At 71.0% G+C, this 12872-nt stretch carries 12 protein-coding genes; 11 read left to right on the top strand and 1 reads right to left on the bottom strand.

Annotated elements, in window-relative coordinates:
* Positions 1-20 precede the first annotated feature (20 nt).
* On the bottom strand, positions 21-1970 hold the full coding sequence (locus M4I32_RS09290; protein ID WP_319034204.1) for a BglG family transcription antiterminator: 1950 nt from the start codon (positions 1968-1970) through the stop codon (positions 21-23).
* Positions 1971-2120: 150 nt separating this feature from the next.
* Here M4I32_RS09290 and M4I32_RS09285 point away from each other — a divergent pair, with 150 nt between their 5' ends.
* The 11 genes from M4I32_RS09285 to M4I32_RS09235 all read left to right on the top strand — a co-directional run bounded on the left by M4I32_RS09285 (position 2121) and on the right by M4I32_RS09235 (position 12846).
* Positions 2121-2468: a PTS sugar transporter gene (locus M4I32_RS09285; protein ID WP_319034203.1), complete on the top strand. Its 348-nt coding sequence runs from the start codon at positions 2121-2123 to the stop codon at positions 2466-2468.
* A gap of 24 nt (positions 2469-2492) precedes the next feature.
* Positions 2493-2777, top strand: coding sequence for an HPr family phosphocarrier protein (locus tag M4I32_RS09280; RefSeq protein ID WP_319034202.1), 285 nt, complete (start codon positions 2493-2495; stop codon positions 2775-2777).
* Positions 2778-2779: 2 nt separating this feature from the next.
* Positions 2780-4450, top strand: a complete 1671-nt coding sequence (gene ptsP, locus M4I32_RS09275) for a phosphoenolpyruvate--protein phosphotransferase (protein WP_319034201.1) — start codon at positions 2780-2782, stop codon at positions 4448-4450.
* 27 nt (positions 4451-4477) lie between these two features.
* Positions 4478-6163, top strand: a complete 1686-nt coding sequence (locus M4I32_RS09270; protein WP_319034200.1) for a PTS mannitol transporter subunit IICB — start codon at positions 4478-4480, stop codon at positions 6161-6163.
* A 149-nt stretch (positions 6164-6312) separates the two neighbouring features.
* Entirely contained in the window at positions 6313-6753 is a 441-nt protein-coding gene (locus M4I32_RS09265) for a PTS sugar transporter subunit IIA (protein ID WP_319034199.1), read from the top strand.
* Positions 6750-7901 (top strand): mannitol-1-phosphate 5-dehydrogenase, encoded by a 1152-nt coding sequence (locus M4I32_RS09260; RefSeq protein ID WP_319034198.1) that lies wholly within the window; start codon positions 6750-6752, stop codon positions 7899-7901. Before M4I32_RS09265 ends, M4I32_RS09260 begins: the two co-directional genes overlap by 4 nt.
* A gap of 50 nt (positions 7902-7951) precedes the next feature.
* Positions 7952-8884, top strand: a complete 933-nt coding sequence (locus M4I32_RS09255) for a siderophore-interacting protein (RefSeq protein WP_319034197.1) — start codon at positions 7952-7954, stop codon at positions 8882-8884.
* Between the two features lie 65 nt (positions 8885-8949).
* Entirely contained in the window at positions 8950-9987 is a 1038-nt protein-coding gene (locus M4I32_RS09250; protein ID WP_319034196.1) for an iron-siderophore ABC transporter substrate-binding protein, read from the top strand.
* A complete protein-coding gene (locus M4I32_RS09245; protein ID WP_319034195.1) occupies positions 9984-11030 on the top strand; it encodes an iron ABC transporter permease in 1047 nt (348 codons plus the stop codon). The genes M4I32_RS09250 and M4I32_RS09245 overlap by 4 nt, the downstream gene beginning before the upstream one ends.
* On the top strand, positions 11027-12052 hold the full coding sequence (locus tag M4I32_RS09240; protein WP_319034194.1) for a FecCD family ABC transporter permease: 1026 nt from the start codon (positions 11027-11029) through the stop codon (positions 12050-12052). The genes M4I32_RS09245 and M4I32_RS09240 overlap by 4 nt, the downstream gene beginning before the upstream one ends.
* Positions 12049-12846: an ABC transporter ATP-binding protein gene (locus tag M4I32_RS09235; protein WP_319034193.1), complete on the top strand. Its 798-nt coding sequence runs from the start codon at positions 12049-12051 to the stop codon at positions 12844-12846. The genes M4I32_RS09240 and M4I32_RS09235 overlap by 4 nt, the downstream gene beginning before the upstream one ends.
* Positions 12847-12872 lie beyond the last annotated feature (26 nt).

Below are 12872 nucleotides of genomic sequence, written 5' to 3'. Positions count from 1 at the left end.
GCCGCGCGGGCGCGTCGACATCAGCCGTCGATGACGGCGACCAGCTCGTCGAGGAAACCCGCGAAATCCACGCCGCGGCGCACGATGCGCTGCACGCTCTCGCGCTCGGAGAACACCTCGACCAGCTGCTCGAAGATGGTCTGGAACGCCTCGCGGTCGTTCTCGCTGAAGGCCACGAGGGCCACCACCTGCACGCGCGCATCGCCCCACGGCATCGACTGCTCGCCCACGGCGACGGCGATCGCCGTGCGCGTCGCGGTCATCGTCAGCGCGTGCGGCACCGCGAGCGCGTCGGTGAACGCGGTCGACGACAGCCGCTCCCGCTCGATCGTGCGCTCGATGTAGTCCTCGTCGATGACGCCGCGCGCCACGAGCAGCGTTCCGAGCTGCCGGATCACGTCGTCCTCGCCGGCCGCGGCATCCAATCCCCGCACGAACGCCGACGCGTCGAAGTACTGCTCCAGCTCGGCCCGCAGCCGGGCGAGCCGCCGCGCCCGGCGCACTCGTGCCGCCGCCGCCTGCACCCGTTCCACATCGGCCTCGGTGAGGAACGGCTGCACCCGCACGACGCGGTCGGATGCCGTCGGCGGCGCGATCGTGGTCAGCACGAGGTCGCTGTCGATCGCCGACCAGTCGGGGTCGGCGCGGGTGTCGACGGTCACGACCTCGATCGCCTGCGACAGCGACCGGTCCACGCTGGAGCGCAGCAGCTCGTGCAGCTCGTAGTAGCCGGGGCACACGATGGTGGCGGTCACGATCGCGTCGGCGCGGCGGCTGCGCTCGAGCCTGCCGCCCACGTGCATCGCGATGTAGGCGAGCTCATCGTCGTGCAGCTCGAGCTCGAGCCGCTCGTGCAGCTGCACCGACAGGAACACCGCGATCTCGAAGATCATCGGGTAGCTCGACTTGATCGAGCGGGTCAGGGGGTTGCGCGACCACGCGCCGGTGCGCGCCCGATGCCGCAGATTCTGCACGTGCAGGGCCAGGCGCAGCACGAAGTCGTCGTGGTCGAGATCGACCGCGAACTCTGCCGCGGCCCGCTGCACCGCATCCCGCACCGCACTCTCGACCTCGGGGTCGAGGCGCTGGCGGGCGTCCTCGCCGTGATCCTCGGCGGGCGCGACGACCCGCGTCAGCAGCAGCGTCGCGAGGTGCCGGGCTTCGGCGGGGGCGGGCTCGACGCTGAAGTGACGCGAGATCAGCTCGGCCACGGTGGCGGCCACCTCGGCGGTCGCCCCCTCGACGGGGTCGGCATCCTCGATCACGCGGCGGCGGCGGGTGCGGTCGACGGCGATCGCCACGTGCAGCAGCACGTCGGTGATGGCGTACTCGTTGACGTAGAAGCCGCGGGGCGCGAGCGCCGCGACGAGGTCGGACTTGAACGCGGCGAGGGTGTCGGGGTCGACGTACTCCGCGCCCAGCGAGCGCCGCAGCAGCGGCATGTCGAGCGCACCCGCATCCATCTCATCGTGCACCAGGCGGCTCAGCAGCCGCCGCTGCTCCCCCTCGGGGCCGCGCAGCCGCACGCGCGCGGCCGAGCGTTCGAGCGTCAGCCCGGTCGGCGCGATCAGCGCCCGGACCCGCGCGAGATCGCCCTCGAAGGTCGCGTCGCTGACGTAGAAGCGCCCCGCGCTCTCGTGCACGTCGAGCCCGTCCTCCGCGTCGATCAGCGCGCGGACGAGCGTGTGCAGCCGATCCCGCGGAGTCCCGGTCTCGGGCGAGCTGTCGCGCAGCGCGGCGAGGTGCGCGCGGTCGATGCGGTAGCCGAGCGGACCCGACTCGACGGCGTCGCCCGCCGGCACCCGCGCGTTGATCGCGGTGACGTAGCTGCGGATGCTGCGCGGTGTGACGCCGAGGGCATCCGCGAGGTGCGCGGCGGTCAGCCAGTCCCCCCGCCGGGCCAGCAGGGCGATCACCCTGTCCTGCCGCGCCCGTGTCACGAGATGTCGGTTCCCTTCCCGCGAGCTCATCCTCGCGAAACCCCGCACACGGCGGGCCCTGCCTCCGGTGGACTTCCGCTAGTCAACCACGCCGCAGCCGGTTTCCGCCGGGGCGGAAGAGGAGGTGCCTTGTCGGGCACTCAGCATTCTCACAAGATTGAGCAGAAGGAGGTGGGATCGATGAGGATCCTCGTGGTCTGCGGCGCGGGAGCGTCCAGCACCTTTGTGGCGATGCGCCTGCGCAAGGCCGCGCAGCGGGCGGGCGTGAGCATCCAGGCGTCCGCCGGCACGCACGCCTCGCTGCCGATCGACCTCGATTCCGCCGACGTTCTGCTCGTCGGTCCTCATCTCGAGGACCAGCTGACCCGCATCCGAGAGCTCGCGGCGAACCGCGGCGTGCTCGTGAGCCTGCTGCCCGACGATGTGTTCGCCGACCAGGACGGCACCCGGACGCTGGCCCACGCCAGAGACGTGCTGTCGACGCCCGCGCCGGCCGACGGCTCGCCCCACCCCGACCTGACCGCCTGATTCGACCCCTTCGAGAGGACCACCATGGCCGAGATCACCCGCACCGTCCGCATCGGCTCGTCGCACGGACTGCACGCGCGCCCCGCGAAGCTCTTCGCGCAGGCTGCGAAAGACGCCGGCTCTCCCGTGACCATCGCGAAGGACGCGGGCAAGCCGGTCAACGCCGCGAGCATCCTCGGGGTCATCTCGCTCGGCGTCGAACAGGGCGACTACGTCACGCTCGCCGTCGACACCGACGATGCGGATGCCGGTGAGCGGACGCTCGACCACCTGTCCGAGCTGCTCACCACCGACCACGACGCCGCGTGAGCATGTCCGAGCTTCGGGGAGTCGGCATCGGGCTGGGGGTCGCCCAGGGCCCGGTCGCGCGCATGGCCGCCCCGCTTCCCCCGCCCCCGGACGAGGCGAGCGACCGCTCCCCCGACGAAGAGACGGCCAGGGCGCGCGAGGCCGTTCAGGCGGTGGCGCGTGAGCTCGAGGAGCGGGCCACCCTCACCGGCGGCACCGCTCGCGAGGTGCTCGAGGCGCAGGCCATGATGGCCGAGGACCCGACCCTCGAAGAAGAGCTCGACAGCCGCATCGCCGCCGGCAAGACCGCCGAGTTCGCCGTGCACGACGCCTTCCAGTCGTTCCGCGCCCAGCTCGAGGCGGTGGGCGGCTACCTCGGCGAACGCGCCGCCGACCTCGACGACGTCGCCCAACGTGTGATCGCGCGCCTGATGGGCGTCGCCGCGCCGGGCGTGCCCGATCCCGGCCACCCCTTCGTGCTCGTCGCCCGCGATCTCGCGCCCGCCGACACGGCGATGCTCGACCTCGACAAGGTGCTCGCTCTGATCACCACCGACGGCGGCCCCACGTCGCACACCGCGATCCTCGCGCGGGAGAAGGCGATCGTCGCGATCGTCGGCGTCGCCGGGGCCACCGATCTCGTCGACGGCGAGACGGTGATCGTGGATGCCGCGGCCGATCTGGTCGTCAAAGAGCCCACGCCCGACGAGCTCAGCCGGGCGACCACCCGGGCCGCGGCTCGCGCCGAGGCCGCGGTGGCCCCGCTGACTCCGGGGGCCCTCGCGGACGGCACGCCGATCCCGCTGCTGGCGAACCTCGGCTCCCCCGCGGGCGCCGCCGAGGCGGTCGAGCTCGGCGCCGAGGGCGTCGGGCTGTTCCGCACCGAGTTCCTGTTCCTCAGCGCGAGCCAGGCGCCCACGGTGGCGCAGCAGAAGGCGTCGTACACCCAGCTGCTCGAGGCGTTCCCCGGCAAGAAGGTCGTCGTGCGCCTGCTGGATGCCGGCGCCGACAAGCCGCTGCCCTTCCTGAACGACGCGCACGAAGAGAACCCGGCGCTCGGCATGCGCGGCCTGCGCGCGCTGCGCGCCAGTGAGGACATCCTGCGCGAGCAGCTCACCGCCCTCGCCGAGGCGGATGCCGCGACATCCGCCGATCTGTGGGTGATGGCGCCGATGGTGGCCACGGTGGCCGAGACGGAGTACTTCGTCACGCTCGCCCGGGAGTACGGGGTGAAGACCGCGGGCGTGATGGTGGAGGTGCCCTCGAGCGCGCTGCTGGCCGACCGCATCCTCACCCACGCCGACTTCGCCTCGATCGGCACGAACGACCTGACGCAGTACACGCTCGCCGCCGACCGCATGCTCGGCTCGGTCGCCGCATATCAGGACCCCTGGCATCCGGCCGTGCTGCGCCTGATCCGCGAGGTCGGGGCCGCCGGCGCCGACCTCGGCAAGCCCGTCGGGATCTGCGGTGAGGCGGCGGCCGACCCGCTGCTGGCCGTCGTGCTCGTGGGGCTCGGCGCCACGACGCTGTCGATGGCTCCGACCGCGCTCGCCGACGTGCGGGCCACCCTGCTCGCGCACACCCTCGACGATGCCCGGCGCGTCGCCGAGGTCGCCTTGGCCGCGGACGGAGCGGCGGAAGCACGCCACGACGCCCAGGCCGTGGCGAACCCGCTCGTACCCACACCCTGAGAACACCCTTCAGAGAAAGAGAACGCCATGACGACGACGTCACCCCCCGCGAAGCGCGGGGCAAACGGGGCAAACAAGGCGCGGGTCGGAGTCCAACGCTTCGGCACGTTCCTCTCCGGCATGATCATGCCCAACATCGCGGCCTTCATCGCGTGGGGCTTCATCACGATGCTCTTCATCGGAGTGGGGTGGCTCGGGTTCTGGGAGCCCGTCGCGCCGCTGCTCGGCGGGTTCGGCAACGCCGATGTCATCAACTGGCCCGGCGCCATGACGACCCTCGCCGTCGATGCGGACGGCAACACCTTCCCGCAGTTCGTCGGCCTCGTCGGTCCGATGATCACCTATCTGCTCCCGCTTCTCATCGCGAACACCGCGGGCCGTATGGTCTACGGCGAGCGGGGCGGCGTGGTCGCCACGATCGCCGTCATGGGCGTGATCGTGGGCACGAACATCCCGATGTTCCTCGGCGCGATGATCATGGGTCCCATCGCGGCCTGGGTCACGAAGCAGATGGACAAGCTCTGGGACGGCAAGATCCGGCCCGGCTTCGAGATGCTGGTGAACAACTTCTCGGCGGGCATCCTCGGCATGCTGCTGGCGATCCTGGGCTTCTTCATCTTCGGACCCGCGATCCTCTGGTTCAGCGATGTGCTCGGTGCGGCCGTCGCCTGGCTCGTGAGCCTCAGCCTGCTGCCGTTCGTCTCGATCATCGTCGAGCCGGCGAAGGTGCTGTTCTTGAACAACGCCATCAACCACGGCGTCTTCACGCCGCTCGGCATCGAGCAGGCGACCGAGACCGGCAAGTCCATCCTGTTCCTCATCGAGGCCAACCCCGGACCGGGCCTCGGCCTGCTGCTGGGATTCACGTTCTTCGGCGTCGGCGCGGCGAAGGCATCGGCACCGGGCGCGATCATCATCCAGTTCTTCGGGGGGATCCACGAGATCTACTTCCCCTACGCCCTGTCGAAGCCGATGACGATCCTCGCCCTCATCGCGGGAGGCGCGACCGGCGTCACCACGAACATGCTGCTGAACGGCGGTCTGGCCTTCCCCGCCGCCCCGGGCAGCATCATCGCCGTGACTGCGGCGGCCTCGAGCCCCGCCGCCGGCGGAATCGCGAACCTGCTCGTCGTATACCTCTCGGTCATCCTCGCGGCGACGGTGACGTTCCTTCTCACGGCGGTCATCCTGCGCGCCTCTCGTAAGCGCGACCTGCTCGCCGAAGGCGACACGTTCGCCGCGGCGATCTCGCAGACCGAGGCCAACAAGGGCAAGTCGTCCGCCGCGATGGATGCCCTCCGCGCGTCGGACGGCCGTGACCGCGCTGCGGTCGACGACGCGGAGGAGTCGCTGGACAAGCTCGAGACTGAGCGTGAGACCGGCGGCCGTGCCGACGGCGGGCTGCTGACCACGAAGCAGGTGCGCACCATCGTGTTCGCCTGCGACGCGGGCATGGGCTCGTCGGCCATGGGTGCCAGCGTGCTGCGGAACAAGATCAAGAAGGCCGGCATCGAGGACGTCACCGTCACGAACAAGTCGATCGCGAACCTCGACCGCTCGGCCGACCTGGTCATCACGCAGAACCAGCTCACCGACCGTGCCCGGCATCAGACCCCGGACGCGATCCACGTCTCGGTCGACAATTTCATGAACTCGCCGAAGTACGACGAGGTCGTGACCCTGGTGCGCGACCAGCACGAGGATGGTGCGTAGGGTCTGATCACGTCGCGGGGTCGGTTGGCGCTCAGTCACCGACCCCGCGGCGTCCACACCCGTCGATGTCCCACCTTTTCAGGCATCCGGCGCCCCGAAGGCTGAAAAGGTGGGACATGCAAGAGGTTGATCAACAGAAAGGCACCACCATGGCACGCGATGTTCTCTCTATCGGTCAGGTTCGGATCCACGCCGGCTCCGCATCACGCGAAGAGGCGATGAAAGAGGCAGCCGACATCCTCGAGGCGGCCGGCGCCGTCACCACGGCATACTTCGACGCGATGCAGCAGCGCGAGCAGACCGTCTCGACCTACATGGGCAATGAACTCGCCATCCCCCACGGCACGAACGAGACCAAGGACGCCATCCTCGATTCCGCGCTCTCGGTGGTGCGCTACGACGGCGGGATCGACTGGGGCGGCGAGTCCGTCACCTTCGTCATCGGCATCGCCGGCAAGGGCGACGAGCACCTCGAGATCCTCTCGCAGATCGCGATCATGTTCTCAGACGAGGACGAGGTGGCGGCGCTGAAGGAGACGGCCACCCCCGAGGCGCTGTTCGAGAAGCTCAGCGCGGTGAACGAGTCATGAAAGCCGTCCACTTCGGCGCCGGCAACATCGGGCGCGGCTTCGTCGGCCTGCTGCTGCACGAGGGCGGCTACGAGGTGGTCTTCTCGGATGTCGCGGGTGCACTGGTCGACGCGATCAACGCCGAGTCGTCGTACACGGTGCACGAGGTCGGCGAGGGCGGCTCGGATCGCGTGGTCACGGGCTTTCGTGCCCTGAACAGCCGAGACGACCCGCAGGCGGTGATCGACGAGATCGCCACCGCCGACGTCGTCACCACCGCCGTGGGTCCCACCGTGCTGCCCTTCGTCGCCCCGCTGGTGCTCGCCGGGCTGGGCGCGCGGGCCGCCGACGCGGCGCCCCTGCAGGTGATGGCATGTGAGAACGCGATCGGTGCCACCGACCTCCTGCGCGATGAGATCCGCTCGCAGGCCGGCGAGGCGTGGGATGCCGTATCCGCACGCGCGCTGTTCGCCAACACCGCCGTGGATCGCATCGTGCCCGCGCCGCAGCACAACCCCGGGGTCGACGTGACCGTCGAGCCCTTCTACGAATGGGCCATCGAACGGCCCCCCTTCGGCGAGCACCCTCCGTCGATTCCGGGGGCCCACTTCGTGGAAGATCTGACGCCCTTCATCGAACGCAAGCTCTTCACCGTCAACACCGGCCATGCCGCGACGGCCTACTACGGCGCGCAGGCGGGCGTCGAGAAGATCTCGGACGCGCTCGCCGACGAGCGGATCGCGTCGCGCGTGCGCGCCGTGCTCGAGGAGACGTCGGCGCTGCTGGTCGCCAAGCACGAGCTCGACCCCGATCACCTGACCGAGTACCGCGAGACGATTCTGACCCGCTTCCGCAACCCGGCGCTCCCCGACACCGTCGGACGGGTGGGCCGCCAGCCCCTGCGCAAGCTCTCCCGGCATGAACGCTTCGTGGGCCCCGCGGCGGAGGCGGCCGAACGAGGCCTGCCCACCGACGCCCTCGTGGCGGCGATGGGGGCCGCCCTGGCCTTCGACGACCCCGACGACGAGCAGTCGGTGCGGCTGCAGACGCTCCTGCGCGAACAGGATGCCGCGTCGGTCACCGCCGGCGTGACGGGTCTCGACCCGCAGCATCCGCTCTTCGCGGCCGTAGAGCGGGCCGTCGCCGCGCGCCAGTCGTCGATGGGGTGAGCAGCCCCGGCGACTTGTGCCCGCCGGTGACCGCAGTTAGGGTCACCTAAGTGATCACCCCGACCCGCTCCCCCCAGGTGGCCTTCGTCCCGATGCGGGCGCAGGTCGCCCGCATCCATGAGGTGAGTCCCACCTTCCGTCGCTTCACGCTCACCGGCCCCGAGATCGCCACGGTCGCCGACAACCGCCTGGATCAGCGCTTCAAGATCCTCTTCCCGACGCCGACGGCGGGACTCGACGCCATGCCTCTCGACGACGAGTGGTACGCCGCGTGGCGTGAGCTCGACAACGACGCGCGTCCGCCGATGCGCACGTACACGGTGCGCGAGGTGCGTTCCGAGTCGGCCGAGTTCGATGTCGACATCGCCGTGCACGGGCGCCTGGGCCCCGCCTCGTCGTGGGCGCTCGATGCCCGCCCCGGCGACGAGATCGTCGTGTGCGTGCCGCACACGGGTTTCGCCGGCGACTTCCACGGCGGCATCGACTTCCGCCCACCGGCCGGCGTGGAGCGCATCCTCATCGCCGCGGACGAGACGGCGCTGCCCGCCGTTTCCGGCATCCTCGAGCGCTTCCCGGCATCCGCAACCGGCATCGCCGTCATCGAGGTGCCGCACGCCGACGACGCGGCAGCGCTCGCCGTGCCGCCCCCGGGCGTCGAGGTGCGCGTCGTTGCCCGCGGGCAGGATCCGACGGGCACGCTGCTCGTGCCGGCCGTGCAGCAGGCGGCCGAGACGGTGCTGGCACCCTCGACCGGCTCGACGGAGGCGTTCGAGGACATCGACATCGAGGCGGGAATCCTCTGGGATGTGCCGACGGATGCCGCCGGCAACCCGCTGCTCGAACGGGGACCGTTCTACGCCTGGCTCGCCGGCGAGGCCTCACCCATCAAGCAGCTGCGCCGGCACCTGGTGCGAGACCGCGGCGTCGATCGCCGCTCGGTGGCGTTCATGGGGTACTGGCGCGCGGGTCGTCCGGAGATGTGACGTGCAAGGTACGGTTAGGGTAACCTAAGTATGCCGCTCCGGCCCCCGACCCCGAAGGACGTTCGATGAACCTCAACCGACGCGCGCTGCCGCTCGCCCTCGCCGCGACCGCGGCCCTGGCTCTGACCGCGTGTTCCACCGGTGCCGACACCGGCAGCGGCGACGCCGAGCCCGCCGCGTCGGAGGGATTCCCGATCACCGTCGAGCACGTCTACGGAGAGACGGTCATCGAGGACAAGCCCGAGCGCGTCGCGACGGTCGCGTGGGCGAACCACGATGTGCCGCTCGCGCTGGGCGTCGTGCCCGTCGGGATGAGCAAGGCCACCTGGGGCGACGATGACGGCGACGGCGTGCTGCCCTGGGTCCAAGACCAGCTCGAGGAGCTCGGGGCCGAGACGCCCGTGCTCTTCGACGAGACCGACGGCATCGACTTCGAGGCCGTCGCCGACACCCAGCCCGACGTCATCCTGGCGGCGTACTCCGGCCTGACCCAGGAAGAGTACGACACCCTGTCGCAGATCGCCCCCGTCGTCGCCTACCCCGAGGTCGCCTGGGCGACGCCGTGGGAAGAGATGGTGCGGCTGAACTCCACCGCGCTCGGCCTTCAAGAGGAGGGCGAGCAGCTGATCAGCGAGCTGGATGCCGAGATCGACGACGCGCTGGCGGGCTACCCCGAGCTCGAGGGCAAGACGGTGCTCTTCTCCTACATCGACCCGGCCGACTTCAGCCAGATCGGGTTCTACACCACCCACGACACCCGCCCCGGGTTCCTCGAGTCGATCGGCCTTCCGATGCCGACGGTCGTCGAGGAGGAGTCGGCCGAGACCGAGGAGTTCTACGTCACGATCAGCTCCGAGGCGGCCGACCGCTTCGACGACGTCGACGTGTTCGTCACCTACGGCGACCCCGAGGGCGAGATGGTCGCCCAGATCCAGGCCGACCCGCTGCTGTCGCAGATCCCGGCGATCGAGAACGATGCGATCGCGGTGCTGCAGGACTCGACGCCGCTCGCCGCCTCGGCCAACCCGTCGCCGCTGTCGATCCGCTGGGGCATCGACGAGTATCTCGGTCTTCTCGCGGGCGCGCTGCCCGAGAACGGTTGAGCACCGCCACGGCATCCGGACGGCTGTCGGACACCGCCCCGCTGCGGCGTCCGACAGCCGTTCGCCTGGCGTGGCTCATCGCAGGCGTCCTCCTTCTCGCGGCACTCTTCGTGGCCTCCCTGGCCTTCGGCGCCCGCGATGTGTCGATCACGGAGATCTTCGCCGCCCTGCGCGGCGACACGAGCGGCATCGGCGAGGCCGCCGTCATCCTGCGCATTCCCCGCACGGTGCTCGCGATGCTCATCGGAGCAGCCCTCGCCCTCTCGGGCGCGGCGATGCAGGCGATCACCCGCAACCCCTTGGCCGATCCCGGCATCCTCGGTGTGAGCGCGGGTGCGGCGCTGGCGGTCGTGATCGGTATCGCCTTCTTCGGCCTGGTCAGCCCCTACGCCACGATCGGCGTGGCCACGCTGGGGGCCGCCGCCGCCTCGGCTTTCGTCTACGCCGTCGGCTCACTCGGGCGCGGCGGAGCCACTCCCCTCAAGCTCGCCCTGGCCGGCGCGGCGTCGTCGGCCGCCTTCATGTCACTCGTGAGCGCCATCCTGCTGCCGCGCGTCGACATCCTCACCAGCTTCCGGTTCTGGCAGATCGGCGGCGTGGGCGGTGCCGACTGGGAGCGCATCGCCGTCGTCGCCCCGTTCCTCGGGCTGGGAGCCCTCATCTGCATCGCCAGCGCGCGGGGCATGAACTCGCTCGCGCTGGGCGACGACATGGCCGCCGGGCTCGGCGTGCGGGTCGCGCGCACGCGGCTGTTCGCGGCGGTCGGAGCCGTGATCCTCGCCGGCGCGGCCACCGCGATCGCCGGACCGATCGGATTCGTCGGCCTCGTCGTGCCGCACATCTGCCGCCTGCTGATCGGCACCGACCACCGCTGGCTGCTGCCGTTCTCGGCCATCGTCGGCGCCGGGCTGCTGACCGCCGCCGACATCCTGGGCCGGGTCGTGACGCGCCCCGAAGAGATCGAGGTCGGCATCGTGACCGCCTTCATCGGGGCCCCGGTCTTCATCTGGATCGTGCGGCGGCAGAAGGTGCGCGAACTGTGACCCTCGAGACCATCCGGCACGGCCGCCGTGTCCGCGCCCGCCGTCGCGTCGGCGTCGTCACCACGCTCGCCGTGCTCGTTCTGGCCTCGTACGCCGTGACCCTCATGGTCGGCCAGACGTTCTACTCCCCCGGCGAGGTCGTCGCCGTGATCCTCGGCGAGCAGGTGCCGGGGGCCTCGTTCACCGTCGGGCAGCTGCGACTGCCGCGCGCCACGCTCGGGCTGCTGTCGGGGTTCGCCTTCGGTCTGGCGGGCGTGACCTTCCAGACGCTCCTGCGCAACCCACTCGCCTCGCCCGATGTCATCGGCATCAGCGCGGGGGCCAGCGCGGCCGCGGTGTTCGCCGGGGTCACGCTCGGACTCGGCGACCAGGCCATGTCGGTGTTCGCCCTCGTCGCGGCGCTGGGCACGGCCACGGCGATCTATCTGCTCTCGCACAAGGGCGGCTTCGCCGGCACGCGGCTGATCCTCATCGGTATCGGCGTCGGCGCCATGCTCGACAGCCTCATCACCTACCTGCTCTCGCGCGCCGCCGCGTGGGATCTGCAGAGCGCGATGCAGTGGCTGACCGGAAGCCTCAACGGGGCGACGTGGGAGCGCACGCTGCCACTGCTCATCGTCGTCCTGGTGCTGGGGCCGGTACTGATGGCGCACTCCGGCGCGTTCGCGGCGCTGCACCTGGGCGATGACTCCGCGGCCGCCCTCGGCGTGCGCACCAACCGCACCCGGTTCGTGCTGATCCTCGCGGCGGTCGGCCTGCTCGCCTTCGCCACCGCGGCCAGCGGCCCCATCGCCTTCGTGGCGTTCATGGCGGGCCCGATCGCCGCGCGCCTGGTCGGACCGGGCGCCTCACTGCTGCTGCCGGCCGGACTCGTCGGCGCACTTCTCGTGCTGGTCGCCGACCTGATCGGCCAGTTCGTGTTCGGCACCCGCTACCCCGTCGGCGTGATCACCGGCGTGCTCGGAGCGCCGTACCTCGTCTACCTGCTCGTCCGCACCAACCGCTCCGGAGGCTCCCTGTGACGCACACGCCCCGCCTGCAGGCCGAGGGCATCACCCTCGCCTACGGCGACCGCGAGGTCGTCCACGACCTCGACCTGGCCATCGCCACCGGCACCATCACGGCGATCGTCGGCGCGAACGGCTGCGGCAAGTCCACGGTGCTGCGGGCGCTCGCACGGCTCCTGCGTCCGCGCACGGGATCGGTGCTGCTCGACGGCGAGGAGATCCACCGCCTTCCCTCGCGCGAGGTGGCGCGCCGGCTCGGGCTGCTGCCGCAGAGCCCCAGCGCCCCCGAGGGCATCGTCGTGACCGACCTGGTGGGCCGGGGCCGGCATCCGCACCAGCGCTTTCTGGCCCGCTGGACCGAAGCGGACTACGCCGCCGTCGCCGACGCTCTGGAGGCGACCGGCACCGCCGACCTGGCGGACCGGCCGGTGGACGAGCTGTCGGGCGGGCAACGTCAGCGCATCTGGATCGCCATGGCCCTGGCTCAGCAGACCGACATCCTGCTGCTCGACGAGCCGACCACGTTCCTCGACGTCGCGCACCAGATCGACGTGCTCGACCTGCTCACCGATCTCAACCGCGACCGCGGCACGACGATCGTGATGGTGCTGCACGACCTCAACCTCGCGGCCCGGTACGCGGATTCGCTCGTCGCGGTGCACGAGGGTCGCGTCCACTCCGTGGGCACACCGGCGGAGGTGATCACCCCGGCCGTCGTCCGCGACGTCTTCGCGCTGGACTGCGAGGTGATCCCCGATCCGGTCTCGGGCACGCCGCTGGTGCTCCCCCGCGGCCGCCACCACTGCTGACGGCCGGGCCCCCGGCATCCGCCCCG

This window comes from Microbacterium sp. LRZ72 (genome assembly GCF_033792225.1).
Classification (GTDB): domain Bacteria; phylum Actinomycetota; class Actinomycetes; order Actinomycetales; family Microbacteriaceae; genus Microbacterium.
This window is presented reverse-complemented; position numbering and strand designations above follow the sequence as displayed.

Bases quoted from the DNA above. Each gene is read 5' to 3' on its own strand.
- M4I32_RS09290 (WP_319034204.1), bottom strand. From the start codon at position 1,970: ATGAGCTCGCGGGAAGGGAACCGACATCTCGTGACACGGGCGCGGCAG.
- M4I32_RS09285 (WP_319034203.1), top strand. From the start codon at position 2,121: ATGAGGATCCTCGTGGTCTGCGGCGCGGGAGCGTCCAGCACCTTTGTG.
- M4I32_RS09280 (WP_319034202.1), top strand. From the start codon at position 2,493: ATGGCCGAGATCACCCGCACCGTCCGCATCGGCTCGTCGCACGGACTG.
- ptsP (WP_319034201.1), top strand. From the start codon at position 2,780: ATGTCCGAGCTTCGGGGAGTCGGCATCGGGCTGGGGGTCGCCCAGGGC.
- M4I32_RS09270 (WP_319034200.1), top strand. From the start codon at position 4,478: ATGACGACGACGTCACCCCCCGCGAAGCGCGGGGCAAACGGGGCAAAC.
- M4I32_RS09265 (WP_319034199.1), top strand. From the start codon at position 6,313: ATGGCACGCGATGTTCTCTCTATCGGTCAGGTTCGGATCCACGCCGGC.
- M4I32_RS09260 (WP_319034198.1), top strand. From the start codon at position 6,750: ATGAAAGCCGTCCACTTCGGCGCCGGCAACATCGGGCGCGGCTTCGTC.
- M4I32_RS09250 (WP_319034196.1), top strand. From the start codon at position 8,950: ATGAACCTCAACCGACGCGCGCTGCCGCTCGCCCTCGCCGCGACCGCG.